This is a genomic window from Novosphingobium jiangmenense (assembly GCF_015694345.1).
In the GTDB taxonomy this organism is placed as follows: domain Bacteria; phylum Pseudomonadota; class Alphaproteobacteria; order Sphingomonadales; family Sphingomonadaceae; genus Novosphingobium; species Novosphingobium jiangmenense.
Map to the genome: position 1 here is coordinate 72501 of NZ_JADQDC010000005.1, position 14538 is coordinate 87038.

Annotated in this window: 15 protein-coding genes (1 of these 15 cut by a window edge); 7 read left to right on the forward strand and 8 right to left on the reverse strand. The window is 64.7% G+C overall.

Going from position 1 to position 14538, the window contains the following annotated elements; translation table 11 throughout:
* The 3 genes from I2488_RS08995 to atm1 form a co-directional block, all read left to right on the forward strand.
* A protein-coding gene (locus I2488_RS08995) for an oligosaccharide flippase family protein (protein ID WP_196275470.1) crosses the window boundary here: on the forward strand, positions 1-1255 show its 3' portion. 257 nt of this gene lie to the left of the window's left edge; the window shows 1255 of its 1512 coding nt (coding positions 258-1512); its start codon lies beyond the left edge, outside the window; it ends in the stop codon at positions 1253-1255.
* Positions 1256-1343: 88 nt separating this feature from the next.
* A complete protein-coding gene (locus I2488_RS09000) occupies positions 1344-2267 on the forward strand; it encodes a retropepsin-like aspartic protease (protein WP_196275471.1) in 924 nt (307 codons plus the stop codon).
* 74 nt (positions 2268-2341) lie between these two features.
* Positions 2342-4168: a heavy metal ABC transporter ATP-binding protein/permease Atm1 gene (gene atm1 / locus I2488_RS09005; protein ID WP_196275472.1), complete on the forward strand. Its 1827-nt coding sequence runs from the start codon at positions 2342-2344 to the stop codon at positions 4166-4168.
* A gap of 95 nt (positions 4169-4263) precedes the next feature.
* On the opposite strand, the gene I2488_RS09010 is transcribed toward atm1, so the two are convergent.
* Positions 4264-4536: a GIY-YIG nuclease family protein gene (locus tag I2488_RS09010; protein ID WP_196275665.1), complete on the reverse strand. Its 273-nt coding sequence runs from the start codon at positions 4534-4536 to the stop codon at positions 4264-4266.
* A gap of 96 nt (positions 4537-4632) precedes the next feature.
* A complete protein-coding gene (locus I2488_RS09015; RefSeq protein ID WP_196275473.1) occupies positions 4633-4839 on the reverse strand; it encodes a DUF1737 domain-containing protein in 207 nt (68 codons plus the stop codon).
* A 71-nt stretch (positions 4840-4910) separates the two neighbouring features.
* On the opposite strand from I2488_RS09015, the gene I2488_RS09020 reads away from it, so the two are divergent.
* Positions 4911-5921, forward strand: coding sequence for a serine hydrolase domain-containing protein (locus I2488_RS09020; RefSeq protein ID WP_084278474.1), 1011 nt, complete (start codon positions 4911-4913; stop codon positions 5919-5921).
* A gap of 3 nt (positions 5922-5924) precedes the next feature.
* On the opposite strand, the gene hslU is transcribed toward I2488_RS09020, so the two are convergent.
* The 3 genes from hslU to I2488_RS09035 are packed head-to-tail and all read right to left on the reverse strand — an operon-like array spanning position 5925 to position 8323.
* Complete coding sequence (hslU, locus tag I2488_RS09025; RefSeq protein WP_196275474.1) at positions 5925-7226, reverse strand: ATP-dependent protease ATPase subunit HslU; 1302 nt, start codon at positions 7224-7226, stop codon at positions 5925-5927.
* Positions 7226-7783 (reverse strand): ATP-dependent protease subunit HslV, encoded by a 558-nt coding sequence (gene hslV, locus I2488_RS09030; protein ID WP_039333452.1) that lies wholly within the window; start codon positions 7781-7783, stop codon positions 7226-7228. The genes hslU and hslV overlap by 1 nt, the downstream gene beginning before the upstream one ends.
* 45 nt (positions 7784-7828) lie before the next feature.
* Positions 7829-8323: an outer membrane protein assembly factor BamE gene (locus I2488_RS09035; RefSeq protein WP_196275475.1), complete on the reverse strand. Its 495-nt coding sequence runs from the start codon at positions 8321-8323 to the stop codon at positions 7829-7831.
* Between the two features lie 202 nt (positions 8324-8525).
* Here I2488_RS09035 and I2488_RS09040 point away from each other — a divergent pair, with 202 nt between their 5' ends.
* From I2488_RS09040 to I2488_RS09050, 3 genes are read left to right on the forward strand one after another with little or no spacing between them, the layout of a single operon-like run.
* A complete protein-coding gene (locus I2488_RS09040) occupies positions 8526-9044 on the forward strand; it encodes a ubiquinol-cytochrome C chaperone family protein (RefSeq protein ID WP_196275476.1) in 519 nt (172 codons plus the stop codon).
* Positions 9041-9559, forward strand: a complete 519-nt coding sequence (locus I2488_RS09045; protein ID WP_196275477.1) for a YceD family protein — start codon at positions 9041-9043, stop codon at positions 9557-9559. The genes I2488_RS09040 and I2488_RS09045 overlap by 4 nt, the downstream gene beginning before the upstream one ends.
* 4 nt (positions 9560-9563) lie before the next feature.
* A complete protein-coding gene (locus I2488_RS09050) occupies positions 9564-11009 on the forward strand; it encodes an MATE family efflux transporter (protein WP_196275478.1) in 1446 nt (481 codons plus the stop codon).
* A gap of 13 nt (positions 11010-11022) precedes the next feature.
* Here I2488_RS09050 and I2488_RS09055 read toward each other — a convergent pair whose 3' ends face one another.
* The 3 genes from I2488_RS09055 to I2488_RS09065 all read right to left on the reverse strand — a co-directional run bounded on the left by I2488_RS09055 (position 11023) and on the right by I2488_RS09065 (position 14510).
* Positions 11023-12729, reverse strand: a complete 1707-nt coding sequence (locus I2488_RS09055; RefSeq protein ID WP_425492388.1) for an ATP-binding protein — start codon at positions 12727-12729, stop codon at positions 11023-11025.
* A 102-nt stretch (positions 12730-12831) separates the two neighbouring features.
* Positions 12832-13599 (reverse strand): TIGR02186 family protein, encoded by a 768-nt coding sequence (locus I2488_RS09060; RefSeq protein WP_343071019.1) that lies wholly within the window; start codon positions 13597-13599, stop codon positions 12832-12834.
* Complete coding sequence (locus I2488_RS09065) at positions 13596-14510, reverse strand: sulfite exporter TauE/SafE family protein (RefSeq protein ID WP_196275480.1); 915 nt, start codon at positions 14508-14510, stop codon at positions 13596-13598. The genes I2488_RS09060 and I2488_RS09065 overlap by 4 nt, the downstream gene beginning before the upstream one ends.
* Between the last annotated feature and the right edge of the window lie 28 nt (positions 14511-14538).

Here is a 14538-nt window from a genome sequence, read left to right on the forward strand (position 1 = left end):
AAAGCTGCGCTCCGCCTTTACCATATCCGTCCTGTTCGCCTGGGGGATTGCGCTGCTCGCTTTGGCAAGTGCCTGGCCCATCGCGGCGTTCTATGGTGATCCGCAGCTTCTGCCCCTGACGCTGGTCATTGCCGGGTCCTATCTGCTGGTGCCGTTGGCGATCGTCCCTCAGGCAACATGCCAGCGTCGCATGGACTACCGCTCCAACACGCTGATTGAGGTCGGCTCGGCGACAGCGAATGCGCTGACCGCGATAACTTTGGCCATTCTCGGCCATGGCGCCCTCGCGCTGGCCTGGGGTGCCTTTGCGCAGCAGGCGGCACGACTGTTGATCAGCCAGTGGCGCTCTGGCGGAATGCTGCCTTGGCCGCCCAAGGTTTCGCGCGCCGCCGACATAATGGCGCTCGGCGGGACCAATACCGTGCAGGTCGTGTGCAACTCGCTCTCCGCCCGCGCGCCCGAGCTGGTCATCGGGCGCATGATCGACAGCGCGGCGGTGGGCCTGTTCGCGCGGGCATCCGGTCTTGCCCTGCAATTGCGGCTGCTGATCGCCGGTGCGGTGACAGGCGTGTTCTATCCGGCCTTCCGCCGCATTCGCGATAGCGGAGCCCCATTGGGGCCACCGTACTTGCGCGTGCTCGCCGCCTACACCGGCGTGACCTGGCCGGCGATGGCAGGCATTGCCGTGCTGGGAGAGCCACTGATACGCCTGCTCTATGGAGAGCGCTGGATTGCGGCCGCGCCTCTGCTGACTTGGGTTGCCCTGTCGCAGATCGGTTACGTCGCCTTGCCCCTCTATGCCGACTTGCCGGTTCTGATGGGACGGCTGAAGCCGCTGATCCGCTGCATGGTGGCCGAGACGGTTCTGTCAGTCGGACTGATCGCGGTCACCGCACCGATGGGACTGGAGTGGGTGGCCGCCTCTCGCGTTGCGCACGCCTTGCTCTGGGTGGTGATCTATCTGCCGTTGATGCGGTCGACGCTTGACCTGCGCTATCGTGACGTCGCGCTGGCCTGGTTGCGCAGTGGCGCAGTCTCGCTGGCGGCGGTCCTGCCGGTGCTGATCGGCTTTGCGATCGGTGAGGGTCCGGGTGAGCTTGGTCTGCCGCAGGCTGCAGCCACCGTGTTCCTCGGCATCGTTCTGTGGTTCGGTGCGCTGCGCCTTCTGGGGCATCCGCTGTTTGGCGAGATCGTCGAGATTGTCGGTGGCCTTGCGCCCCTGATCCGCCGCGTCCCTCGCCTCGCGGGACGCTAGGGACTGGCCAAGCCGCTGGCCGGAGCGTAAATTGCGCATGGGAGACCACACCATGCTGCCGGTCCAAGCCTCGTCCGTATGCCTGAGAATGCTGCCACTGCTTGCGCTGGCAAATTCCGCCTTACCCGCAGGCGCTGCTGAGCCAGTTCCGTTAACGCCCGCGCCCGCCGACGAGCTGGTCCAGATCCAGCGCGACCAACATGACCGCATGACAGTGCCGGTGCTGATCGGCGCCAAGGGCCCATACGATTTCCTGATCGACACCGGCTCCGAACGCACCGTTCTTTCGCGCCAGCTAGCCCAGAGCATAGGGCTTGCCGCAAGCGGAAACGGCGTGGTCGTCGGCGTGGCCGGATCGCAGACGGTCGAACTGGTCGACGTCGATGAGATCAGCTTGGGCAAGCGCACGTACTACACCCTCACCGCGCCGCTTCTCGAGGCCAACCACATCGGCGCAGACGGCATCGTCGGGCTGGATAGTCTGCAGGACCAACGCGTGCTGATAGACTTCCACGCCAACCGCATCGCCATAGGCGACGCGACCTCGCTAGGCGGCACCAAAGGCTTCGAGATCGTGGTCAAGGCACGGCGGCGCTCCGGCCAGCTGATCATGACCAACGCGATCATCGACGGGGTCCACACCGATGTCGTGCTCGATACCGGGTCCGACAGTTCGATCGGCAACCTCGCCCTGCGCAAGGCCATGACCCGCCGCGCGAAGGCCGAGCAGACCACCCTGTACTCGGTCACCGGCCAGGCACTCAACGCCGACATCATCATCGCTTCGACCATCGAGGTCGAAGGCATGCAGATCCACAACACGCCGCTCGCCTTTGCCGATTCCCCGGCATTCCACCGGCTCGATCTGGTCAAGCGTCCGGCCATCCTGCTCGGCATGGCGCAGATGCGCATGTTCCGGCGCGTTGCCATCGACTTTGCCACCCGGCGGGTGCTGTTCGACCTGCCACCGGGGACGGCGATGCAGGATGCTGCCCGCAGCGTCCGGTTCTGAACCAAAGCAGGCCTTTGCCGCCCTAAATCATCAAGGCTCTGGCATAGCGCCGATCGTTCCCTATGTGGGAACCCATGCCACCTGACACCCCCGCGAGTCCCAAGGATGCCCGCCACGATGGCTGGGCAACGCTCAAGCGCTTCCTTCCCTATCTCTGGCCCGCAGACAACGCCGTCCTGCGCCGCCGGGTCATGGGCGCGGTGGTCATGGTCCTGCTCGGCAAGGCAACGACGCTCGCCCTGCCCTTCGCCTACAAAAAGGCCGTCGATGCAATGACGCTTCCAGCAGGCGCTGAGCCTGCGCTGACGGTGGCGATGGCTTTCGTGCTGGCCTACGCGCTCGGCCGCTTTGCGGGGGTCCTGTTCGATAACCTGCGCAACATCGTGTTCGAGCGGGTCGGGCAGGATGCGACGCGGCACCTGGCGGAGAACGTCTTCGCCCGGCTGCACAAGCTTTCCCTGCGCTTCCACCTCGCCCGCCGCACCGGCGAGGTGACCAAGGTGATCGAGCGCGGGACCAAGAGCATCGATACGATGCTCTATTTCCTGCTGTTCAACATCGCGCCGACGGTGATCGAACTGACTGCGGTCATCGTGATCTTCTGGCTCAACTTCGGCCTCGGTCTGGTCACTGCCACCATCCTGGCCGTGATCGCCTACGTCTATGCCACGCGCACGATTACCGAATGGCGCACGCACCTGCGCGAGAAGATGAACCGGCTCGACGGGCAAGCGCTCGCCCGCGCAGTGGATTCGCTGCTGAACTACGAGACGGTGAAGTACTTCGGCGCCGAAGCGCGCGAGGAAGCGCGCTATGCTTCAGCCGCACGCGCCTATGCCGATGCGGCGGTGAAGAGCGAGAACAGCCTGGGCCTGCTCAACATTGCGCAGGCGCTGATCGTCAACCTGCTGATGGCGGGCGCCATGGCGTGGACGGTCTATGGCTGGTCGCAGGGCAAGCTGACGGTGGGCGACCTCGTCTTCGTCAACACCTACCTGACGCAGCTTTTCCGCCCGCTCGACATGCTGGGCATGGTCTATCGCACGATCCGCCAGGGCCTGATCGACATGGCCGAGATGTTCCGCCTGATCGACACGCACATCGAAGTGGCGGATGTGCCCAAGGCCCCGGCGCTGATCGTCAATCGTCCGTCGGTGACGTTCGACAATGTCGTGTTCGGCTATGACCGCGATCGCGAAATCCTGCACGGCCTGTCCTTCGAAGTGCCCGCCGGCAGCCGCGTCGCCATCGTCGGCCCATCGGGCGCGGGCAAGTCGACCATCGCCCGCCTGCTGTTCCGCTTCTACGATCCCTGGTCGGGACGCATCCTGATCGACGGGCAGGACATCAGGGGCGTTACGCAAGCTTCCCTGCGCGCCGCGCTGGGCATCGTCCCGCAGGACTCGGTCCTGTTCAACGACACCATCGGCTACAACATTGCCTATGGCCGGGACGGCGCGAGCCAGGCCGTAGTCGATGCCGCCGCCAGGGGCGCGGCCATTGCCGACTTCATCGCCCGCCTGCCCCAAGGCTACGACACCGAAGTCGGCGAACGCGGCCTCAAGCTGTCGGGCGGCGAAAAGCAGCGCGTCGCCATCGCCCGCACCTTGGTGAAGAACCCGCCGATCCTGCTGTTCGACGAAGCCACCAGCGCCCTCGACACCCGCACCGAACAGGACATCCTCTCGACCATGCGCGCCGTCGCCAGCCACCGCACCACGATCTCGATCGCGCACCGCCTTTCGACGATTGCGGACTCGGACACGATCCTCGTGCTCGATCAGGGGCGGCTTGCCGAACAGGGCAGCCACCTCGAACTGCTGCGCCGCGAAGGGCTCTACGCCGAGATGTGGGCACGGCAGGCTGCCGAGAGCGCGGAAGTCAGCGAGGCAGCGGAGTAGCGCTGTGCAACTCTGGATTGCTTCGCTTCGCTCGCAATGACGAACTCTCTTTTCGTCATTGCGAGGAGCGCAGCGACGAAGCAATCCAGAGTCAGTCAGGCCGGCCCGGCAATGTCAGAAAACAGGTCGCGCCACTGCGGGTTCACCGCTTCGATCAACGCCAACTTGCGTTTGCGAGACCCGCCTTTCAGCTGTTTCTCGCGCGCAATCGCGTGTTCCATAGTTGCGTGAAGCTCAAACCACACAAGCACCTTGCAACCGTGCTTGGCTGTGAACCCATCGACCACAGCCTCGCGATGCTGCCATGTCCGCTGGACAAGGTTGCTAGTAACGCCAACATATATCGTGCCATTGCGCGCTGAAGCCATGATGTAGACAGCTGGCTGGAATTCGCGGTTCACCGCTCTGGATTGCTTCGTCGCTGCGCTCCTCGCAATGACGAGTGGTTCGGGAATGGCGAAAACCTACTTCACCACATCCGCCTCTTGCCAGACCACGGCCTGCGCGACCTTGATGCAGTCCATGCCGCCGTCATAGGTCATCGAAGGCGAGCCATAGAGCCGCCAGCCCTGCGCCAGTGCCTCGGACACGCGCTCGCAGAAGGCGCGGTCGTCCTTGCCGGTCAGCAGGCGGTAAACGGGGCGGTCTTCGGGTGTCTGGTAGCTGCTCATTGCACCTTGTCCTGTGTGTGCTCATCGTGGCTTAGGCGATAGTATAAGCGTCTGTCACGAAGGAACGACCTATGCGCGCGCTTGCCGGAGTTGCTCTAATTGCCACGGCACTCGCCGTCAGTCCCTCTGCCTTGGCCGCAGGAAAACTCGACAAGAGCATCGCTGCGCTGAAGGAAAAAGGCTTCACAGGAGAAGTGCTGACCGATGGCGGCGAGCGCCACGTTATCGGGATCGAGCCGCCCCAACGCTGGGTCATGGGTTCGGTCACCAAGCAGATCGTGGCGATCACGGCTGCCAAGCTGGTCGAAGAAGGCAAGGCGCGGTGGGACGATACCATTGCATCCCGTCTGCCAGCTTTTGCAGGCCATCCGTCTGGCGCTGTAACCCTGAAGGAGCTTTTCCAGCACACCTCCGGCCTTGCCTCCCCTGAAGAAGGCGTGCCTGAGGGCGTGATACCGCCGTACCGGGCGCGCGGTCGCGGCGGGGACGTCCTGACACCCTGCATCGTGCCGCCCACGGGCGAGCGTGGCCGCTATCGCTACAACAACTGCGATACCATCGTCGCAGGTGCGATGCTCGAGGCGGCGAGTGGCGAGCCGCTGGCCAGGCTGGTGGCACGCGCCGTCCTGCGTCCTGCCGGCATGACGCACACGCGGTTTGCGCGCAGGGGTGAAAAGACCGCCTTTTCGGCGTCGAACGGCAGGGTCGAAGTTGCAGGCTACGGCGCCTCTGCAGGACTGCTCGGGACGGCAGACGATCTGGTGCGTCTGGACAAGGCCCTGATGAGCGGAAAGCTGGTCGGCGAGGCGCAGCGACGGATTCTCTGGCAGGGCGAACCCTCGCTCGGTTACGTCGCGCTCGGCACCTGGAGCTTCTCCGCCAATCTTGCCGGCTGCAAGGACGAGGTCGCGCTGGTGGAACGGAGAGGGGACGTTGACGGCACGCAGACCCGCAACCTGATCGCCCCCGCCCTGAACCGCGCGCTGGTGATCTTCACGCCGCAACCGGACTTCGATTTCGGCGAAATCTGGCAGGGCAGCGGGGCTACATATGACCTTGCCTCCGCTGCCTTCTGCCAGTGATTGTCAGAGGATGTACTTCGAAAGATCGGCATTCCCGGCGAGGTTCGCCAGCTTTTCGCTGACATAAGCCTCGTCGACCGTCACCGTCTCGCCGGTGCGGTCCTCGGCATCGAAGCTCACTTCCTCAAGCAGCTTCTCCATCACCGTCTGCAGGCGGCGGGCGCCGATGTTCTCGACGCTTTCGTTCACCTGCGCCGCCGTGCGGGCAATGGCGCGGATGGATTCGGGGGTGAAATCGAGCGTCACGTTCTCGGTCGCGATCAGCGCGCGGTACTGTTCGACCAGATTGGCGCGCGTTTCCGAAAGAATGCGCACAAAATCGTCCTCGCTCAGCGCCTTCAGTTCCACCCGGATCGGCAGGCGGCCCTGCAGTTCAGGCAGCATGTCGCTGGGCTTGGCGACGTGGAACGCGCCCGAGGCGATGAACAGGACGTGGTCGGTCTTCATCGGGCCGTACTTGGTGGCCACCGTCGTGCCCTCGATCAGCGGGAGCAGGTCGCGCTGCACGCCTTCACGGCTGACCGAACCGCCGCGCACGTCGGACACGGCGATCTTGTCGATCTCGTCGAGGAATACGATGCCGTTGGTCTCGGCATTGCGGATCGCTTCGCGCGCGACATCGTCCTGGTCCATGCGCTTTTCGGCTTCTTCGTCGACCAGCTTGTCCCAGGCATCGGCGACGCGCATCTTGCGGCGCTTGAGCGCCTGCTTGCCGAACGCCTTGCCCATCATGTCCGACAGATTGATCATGCCGATGCCGCCGGGCATGCCGGGGATCTCCATCGGAGCTGACGGCGCGTCCTCCACCTCGATCTCGACTTCGACGTCGTTCATCGAACCGTCTGCAAGCCGTGCCTTGAAGCTCTCGCGCGTGGCTTCGCTCGCGCCATCGCCCACCAGCGCCTTGAGCAGCCGGTCCATCGCCGCCTTGCTGGCCGCATCGCGCACCGCCTCGCGGCGGCGCTCCTTCTCGAGCCGGATCGCCTCTTCGACCAGATCGCGCGCAATCTGCTCGACGTCGCGGCCGACATAGCCAACCTCGGTGAACTTGGTCGCCTCGACCTTCACGAACGGCGCATCGGCGAGCTTGGCCAGGCGGCGGCTGATCTCGGTCTTGCCGCAGCCCGTCGGCCCGATCATCAGAATGTTCTTCGGTGAAACTTCATCGCGCAGGTCAGCGGACAGACGCTGGCGCCGCCAGCGATTGCGCAGTGCGACCGCGACGGCCTTCTTGGCCTCGGTTTGGCCGACGATGTGCTCGTCCAGAGCGCGGACGATGGCTTTGGGGGTAAGGGAATCGAGCATCAGATTTCCTCGACCGTCACGCGGTCGTTGGTGAAGACGCAGACTTCGGCGGCCACCTGCATGGCGCGGCGGGCGATCTTTTCGGCGTCGTCTTCGTAGTCGGTCAGGGCGCGGGCGGCGGCGAGAGCGTAATTTCCGCCCGAGCCGATGGCGGCAATCCCGCCTTCCGGCTCGAGCACGTCGCCATTGCCGGTGAGGATCAGCATCGTCTCGGCATCGGCCACGATCATCAGCGCTTCGAGATTGCGCAGGTACTTGTCGGTGCGCCAGTCCTTGGCGAGTTCGACAGCGGCGCGCATCAACTGGCCGCGGTGCTGCTCCAGCTTGCGCTCAAGGCGTTCGAACAAGGTAAAGGCGTCGGCCGTCGCACCTGCGAATCCGGCAATCACCTTGCCATCTCCGATGCGGCGGACCTTGCGGGCGTTCGGCTTCATCACCGTGTTGCCCATGGAAACCTGCCCGTCACCGGCGATGACGGTGCGGCCGTTCTTCTTCACCCCGATGATGGTGGTGCCGTGCCACTGGATAAGGCCGTGGCTCGCCCTGCTGTCGTCCATCGCCGCGATATGAGGAGCGCGGCGACGAATTCAAGCTTACGCGCTTCAGCTGCCGTTGGGACCGGTGCCGGTCGGCGCGCCGCCGCCCTGCCCGCCCGGAATCGCACCGACGGCGCCGATGTTGCCGAAAAGGTCCTGGAAGAAGCTGCGATCGCGGCCCAGGGTCGGCGTCTTGTCGCTCTCGGGCGAAAGACGGACAACCTTCTCCATCCCCTCGCGCGACAACGTGGCAACATTGCCCCGCGCGTCGAAATCGACGACCAGAATGTTCTGGTCAGCCGTGCGTGGGCGGGTGAACGGGCGCTGCTTGGTGTTCTGCGCCACGTAGTACCAGGTCTGGCGGCCGAACTGGCTGGTAAAGGTTGGACGGCCGAGCGTGCGCTCCACCGACAGCTTGTTGTCCACCCCCGGCTGCACCGAGGCGACCAGCGCTTCGTCGATGATGTAGCCGCGGTGGTCCTTGATGCTGGCGCAGCCGGACGCGGCCAAGCCGAGGGCGAGCATCGCCGCACCCTGCACCATCAGCCGACTGTTCCGCATTCGCAAACTCCGCTCTTCACTTGTCACTGTCTTGCCCGTTTGCATCGGGCTTGGACAGCCTATATCGCCGAGACCAATTGGGCGACCCTTAGGGTCCAATCGGAATAACCGCAATGCCGCCCTGACGGACCGCGTGCAAAGGTCTGCTGGACGGCCCAGATTTAATCGCCCCTGAACGGGCGGAATGCCAAGGATTGCCGCGATGTCCATTCTTACCAAGCTGTTCGGACGCAAGCAGGATGATCGCGCCGTGGCGCGCCCGCTGTGGCACCGCACCGTGGAGATCGCGCGCGAGAAGGAGTGGTATCGCGACTGTGGCGTGGCCGACACCGTGGCCGGGCGATTCGACATGATCACGCTGATCCTGTCGGTCGTTCTGATCCGCATGGAACGCGATGCCGAGCTGATAGAACCCTCTGTAAGACTTACCGAATTGTTCGTCGAGGACATGGACGGCCAGCTGCGCGAGAGTGGTGTTGGCGACGTTATCGTGGGCAAGCGCGTCGGCCAGCTGATGAGCGTGCTGGGCGGGCGACTTGGTGCCTATCGCGATGCGCTGGCCGCGCGCGATGAGGCGATGATGGCCGAGGCGATCGGTCGCAACGTCACAATGCACGATGGCACCGATCCGCTCCTGCTTACCCGCCGCGTGCGCGCTTTCGCCGCGGGACTGGACCTTGTCCCGGCCTTCCGCGTTCTCGACGCGGAGATCGGAAAATGACCATCAATTCAGAGTTTTCGCGCATCATCGACCTGCGACAGATTGGCGACGAACCTGTCGTCCTGGAGCCGACCGAGGCCGAGCGCAAACGCCTCGCGGCACGTTTCCAACTCTCCGAGGTGAAAGCCATGCAGGCGACCATCTCTCTGAGGCAGGAGGGGGACTCTGTGGAGGCAAAGGGCCATCTCGACGCGTCGATCGTGCAGGCCTGCGCCATCTCGGGCGAGGACTTCCCGGTGACGATTAGCGAACCTGTCGCGCTGCGCTTCGTCCCCCCCGGCAAGGTCCACGATCCCGACGAGGAGATCGAGATCACCGCGGACGATTGCGACGAGATCGAATTCGAAGGCACCAGCTTCGATCTGGGCGAGGCCGTGGCGCAGAGCCTCGCGCTGGCCATCGATCCCTTTGCCGAAGGTCCTGACGCCGACCGGGCGCGGGCCGAGCATAATCTCGGCGGCGACGTCGCCTCCGGCCCGTTTGCGGCGCTCGCAGCGCTGAAGAAGAAGGACTGATCGGTTGGCTGGACCTCCGGGGCGCGGTCGGGACCTGACGAGCGGGCCGATCCTCAAGACACTGGTGCTGTTCTCCGCGCCGACGCTGGCATCGAATATCCTGCAGTCGCTGAACGGGTCGATAAACTCGATCTGGGTGGGGCGGATGCTGGGCGAGGGAGCATTGGCGGCTACCGCCAATGCCAACGTGGTGATGTTCCTCGTCTTTGCCGCCGCATTCGGCTTCGGCATGGCGGCGACCGTCAAGATCGGACAGGCGTTCGGCGCGCGTGACGTGCTGGCGGCGCGGCGGACGTTCGGGTCGGCAGTGGGCTTCTGCGTGTTGCTCTCGCTGGTGGTGGGAACGCTGGGCTGGGTCTTTGCGCCCGAACTGCTGACGGCGATGGCCGCGCCGGGCGAGACTTACACTTATGCCCTCACCTACCTGCGGGTGATCTTCGTGGCGATGCCGGCCTCGATGATCACCGTCATGCTGGGCATGGGGCTGCGCGGTGGCGGCGATGCGGCGACGCCGTTGAAATTCATGATCCTGTCGTCGGTGCTCGACGTGATCCTCAACCCGCTGCTGATCGGCGGCATTGGCCCCGTTCCGGCGATGGGCATTGCTGGAGCTGCGCTGGCCACGGCCATCGCTTCGTTCGTCTCGATGGCGGGCATCGTCGCCTATGTCTATGCCAAGGACCTGCCGTTGCGGCTCAAGGGTGCCGAACTGAAGTGGCTCTGGCCCCGCCGCGACGAGCTTGGCTACATCCTGACCAAGGGCCTGCCGATGGGCGCGCAGATGCTGGTGATTTCGGCCGCCGGGATCATCGTGATCGGCCTGGTCAACCGCGAGGGCCTGCTGGTCAGCGCGGCCTACGGCGCGGCGCTGCAGCTGTGGACCTACCTGCAGATGCCGGCGATGGCGATTTCCGCTGCGGTCAGCGCCATGGCCGCACAGGCCATTGGCGCCGGGCTGGACGAGCGGCTCGGCAAGATCTCGCGCTCGGGCGTGTTGCTCAACTTCTCGGTCACCGGCGCGCTGTGCGCCCTGATCCTGCTGTTCGACCGCCCCGCGCTCGAACTGTTCCTCGGCTCGGCCAGCCCGGCGGTGGACGAGGCACGGCACATCCAGTTCCTCGCCAGCTGGAGCTATATCCTGTTCGGGATCACCATGGTCCTGTTCGGCACGATGCGCGCGGGCGGCGTGGTGTGGACGCCGCTGATCATCCTGTCGATCGCGATGTATCCGGTGCGACTGGGCTTCTACTATGCGTTCTATCCGCGGCTTGGCGCCGATGCGCTGTGGCTGGCCTTCCCGGTCAGCTCAGCCGTCGCCGTGGCGCTGGCGGTCTACGCCTATCGCCAACCGCAGTGGCGCCAGCGGGCCAGGGCTGTGCCCGACGAGGAATGCGAGGAGGAAACCCACGTCGACGCCGATACCGCTGGCCGGATGGCTCCCAGCCTCTGACAGGGAACCGCAATCAGCGGCTTTGGGCGCGCCAGCGCTGGACCGTGCGTTCGACCGCGCGTTCCTCGCCGCCGCTCTTGCTCCACAGCTCGTAGAACGAGGGATCGTTCGAGGCCGGGCGTTTGATCGCCTCCAGTTCGTCGAACGATACGCGCATCGGGATCGAGACGCCCTCGCCCGAGATGATGCATTCGCGGTTGCGCAGCGCCGGGATCGTGTCGACGAAACCGCGCGCCCCTTCGGGCATGGCCGCCTTGACGAAGGCCTGGTCGCGTTCGTTGTTGAGGCGCATGGCGATGATCGTGCCGCACTGCGACAGCACGCCTTCGGCAAGGTCCGACGGGCGCTGGGTGATCAGGCCGAGCGAGACGCCGTACTTGCGGCCTTCCTTGGCGATGCGCGAAAGGATGCGGCCCACCGAGGAGCCGTCGGAGTTCTTCTCGTTCGGCACATAGCGGTGCGCTTCTTCGCAGACCAGCAGCACCGGGCGCGTCTCTTCGTCGCGTGCCCAGATGGCATAGTCGAAGACGAGGCGACTGAGCACCGCCACCACCGTGGAAGTGATTTCCGAAGGAACGCCCGAGACGTCGATGATCGAGATCGGCTTGCCGTTGGCCGGCATGCGGAAGATCTTCGAGATGAACTCGGCCATCGTATCGCCAACCAGCATCCCTGAGAACATGAACTGGTAGCGCGGGTCGCTGCGGATTTCCTCGATCTTGGTCTTGAGCCGCATGTAGGGGATCGAGTTGGTCCCCTTGTCGAGGCGGCCCATCTCGTTCTGCAGGATGATCATCAGATCGGACAGCAGATAGGGGATCGGCGAATCGACCGTGATCTTGCCGATCTGCTCGGCCAGGCGGTTCTTCATCCGCGCGGCCAGCAGGCACTTGGCAAGGATGTCCTCGTCGATCTGGCGATCGGTGCCGGCCGAGGTGATGAGGATTTCGCAGTGCTCCTCGAAATTCATCAGCCAATAGGGCATCTGCAGGTTCGAGACGTCGAGCAACTGCCCGGTGACGCGGAACGCGCTGGAGTATTCCCCATGCGGATCGATCATCACGATGTGGCCCGCCGGTGCCATTTCGCAGATGCGATGGAGCATGAGCGCCGCAGCCGTGGACTTGCCGGTGCCGGTGGAGCCGAGCAGCGCAAAGTGCTTGCCCAGCAGCGCATCGACATAGAGTCCGGCGCGGATGTCACGCGTGGGAAACACCGTGCCGATCGAGATATTGGTGCGGCCATCGCTGGCATAGATCTGGCGCAGGTCGTTGCTGGTGGCGGGATAGACCAGAGCGCCGGGAACCGGATAGCGGGTGACACCGCGCCGGAAGCCATAGATCTTGCCGGTCAGGCGCTCTTCCTCGCCTTCGCCGAGGAAGTCGATCTGCGCGACAACGCCGCCATCGATCGAGGTGTCCTGACGCTGCGTGCGCACGCTGGCGAGCAGCCATGAATTGCCGACGCGGATCTTGATCTGGCTGCCAACCTTGCCCGACAGGGCGACGGAAGGATCGAGATCGGCCGAGCACTGCTCGAGACGGCCAAGATCGAGCGCAATGGCGGAGCTGGACCCGGCGACATCGCGCACGAAGCCGATCGGATGACGGGCGTTTTCCGAGCCGAGTGCGTTCTGAGTGGCGGCAAGGACTTCTGCAGCCGATCCTTCGTCCAGATCGGTCGGGACCGACACGAAACCTTGCATCCCCATATCGGACATTGCGAAAAACCTCTCGGCCATGACGGCGATTGGCCACGGGGTATCGGTTTCAGGTTAAAATCGGCTAAACCTAACTAAAGACATGCCGAAAATGCCGCGCACTCAGCCGCGGGCAAACAGGCGTCCGGCGATCCAGCCCATGCCGACCGACACGACCACGGCAAACAGGCCATAGAGCCAGCCATTGCGCTCTGCCGCGACGGCCACGAAGCGCTCAAAGCCTTCCTTCTTCACATCGACCCGGGTGATTGCCGAGGCGACGACCTTCCCGCCGCGGATGGCGAAAGTCTCGGCGGTGTAGGTTCCGGTCTGGACGCTGGAAGGCAGGCTGATTCGAGCCTGATAGAGCACCTGTCCGCTGATCCTGACGCTGCCCTCGTCCTCGCGGTACAGGCCTTGCCGCCGCATCAGATCGACAAGCCCTTCCGAAAACCGCTTCTGTTCGCGAGGTTCGATCACTCCGATCGGCGAAAGCTGCAGCCACTTGAGGCCCAGTTCGTAGATCGCGGCGGTCTTGTCGTCGACGATCTTCCCGATCGGACGCGAGGATGCCACGGCGAAATAGCTCGGTGCAGAGCGGAACTCGAGGGAATCGGCGTTGATCCACATTCCCGCAACCTTCTGCTTTTCACGCAGGACGATGGACTGGACCGGTCCTTCGAGAACGACGACGATATCGTAGTCCTGCGCGGCGCGAGAACCCTCCGGGCTGAGCACCGCGCCGAACAGCAGCAGATCGGCCCCGGTGAAGCCCTGCCGCACCTGAATTTCGTGCTGCGAGATTTCCGGCACGAGAATCGGATCGCGCGCACCAAGCAGGAGCAGACACGCGGCAAGGGAAGCGAGGCGCAGCGGCTTGCGCCCGGTCACAGCGGCACCACGGTGTAGATCTCGTCCGGGCGGTAGCCGAGGCCGAGCGCCATGCGCAGGGCGACGGCGAGCACGATCACGGCGAGGACCAGGCGCAACTGTTCGGGCTTGGCCTTTTGCGCAAAGAAGGTGCCGAGCTGGGCGCCGGTGACCGAGCCGACCAGCAGCAGCCCCGCCAGCACGATATCGACGGCGCGCGTGGTCAGCGCGTGCATCATCGTGGTGACCATGGTGACGAAGAGGATCTGGAACAGCGATGTCCCGACCACCACGTTCACGCCCATGCCGAGGATGTAGAGCATGGCGGGCACGAGGATGAAGCCGCCGCCGATGCCCATGAGCATGGTGAGGATACCCGTCGCCATGCCCAGCAGCAGCGGCGCCAGTGGCGAGATGTAGAGACCCGAGCGATAGAACCGCCAGCGCAGCGGCAGGCTCGCCACCAGCGGATGGTGGCGGCGCTTGCGGGCCGGGAGCGGCTGGCCGGATTTCTGGGCGCGCAGGGCAGCGATGCTTTCCTGCGCCATCAGCCCGCCGATGCCGCCGAGCAGCAGGACGTAGAGGATGTTGATCACGGTATCGATCTGGCCGAGCGACTGCAGCAGCCGGAACAGCAGCGAGCCAAGCCCCGTACCGATCACCCCCCCTGCCACCAGCACGGCACCGATGTGATAGTCTATGCCGCCGCGCCGCGCCTGCGCGAACGCGCCGGAAACGCTGGCGCCGGTTACCTGGCTTGCGGCTGATGCTGCCGCGACGGTCGGCGGAACACCGTAGAAGATCAGCAGCGGAGTCGTCAGGAAGCCCCCGCCGACGCCGAACATGCCCGAGAGCAGCCCGGTCAACGCACCAAGACCGATGATCACCAGCCCGTTGACCGACAGGTTCGCGATGGGGAGATAGACGTCCATTGCCTTCGCGACGCTAGGCCTGCAGGTC

What these genes read in the sequence shown, in the direction of transcription:
- I2488_RS09010 (WP_196275665.1), bottom strand. Translation starts at nt 4,536, where the DNA reads ATGGCTTCAGCGCGCAATGGCACGATATATGTTGGCGTTACTAGCAAC.
- I2488_RS09020 (WP_084278474.1), top strand. Translation starts at nt 4,911, where the DNA reads ATGCGCGCGCTTGCCGGAGTTGCTCTAATTGCCACGGCACTCGCCGTC.
- I2488_RS09000 (WP_196275471.1), top strand. Translation starts at nt 1,344, where the DNA reads ATGCTGCCACTGCTTGCGCTGGCAAATTCCGCCTTACCCGCAGGCGCT.
- I2488_RS09015 (WP_196275473.1), bottom strand. Translation starts at nt 4,839, where the DNA reads ATGAGCAGCTACCAGACACCCGAAGACCGCCCCGTTTACCGCCTGCTG.
- I2488_RS09065 (WP_196275480.1), bottom strand. Translation starts at nt 14,510, where the DNA reads ATGGACGTCTATCTCCCCATCGCGAACCTGTCGGTCAACGGGCTGGTG.
- atm1 (WP_196275472.1), top strand. Translation starts at nt 2,342, where the DNA reads ATGCCACCTGACACCCCCGCGAGTCCCAAGGATGCCCGCCACGATGGC.
- I2488_RS09045 (WP_196275477.1), top strand. Translation starts at nt 9,041, where the DNA reads ATGACCATCAATTCAGAGTTTTCGCGCATCATCGACCTGCGACAGATT.
- I2488_RS09040 (WP_196275476.1), top strand. Translation starts at nt 8,526, where the DNA reads ATGTCCATTCTTACCAAGCTGTTCGGACGCAAGCAGGATGATCGCGCC.
- hslV (WP_039333452.1), bottom strand. Translation starts at nt 7,783, where the DNA reads ATGGACGACAGCAGGGCGAGCCACGGCCTTATCCAGTGGCACGGCACC.
- I2488_RS09035 (WP_196275475.1), bottom strand. Translation starts at nt 8,323, where the DNA reads ATGCGGAACAGTCGGCTGATGGTGCAGGGTGCGGCGATGCTCGCCCTC.
- hslU (WP_196275474.1), bottom strand. Translation starts at nt 7,226, where the DNA reads ATGCTCGATTCCCTTACCCCCAAAGCCATCGTCCGCGCTCTGGACGAG.
- I2488_RS09055 (WP_425492388.1), bottom strand. Translation starts at nt 12,729, where the DNA reads ATGTCCGATATGGGGATGCAAGGTTTCGTGTCGGTCCCGACCGATCTG.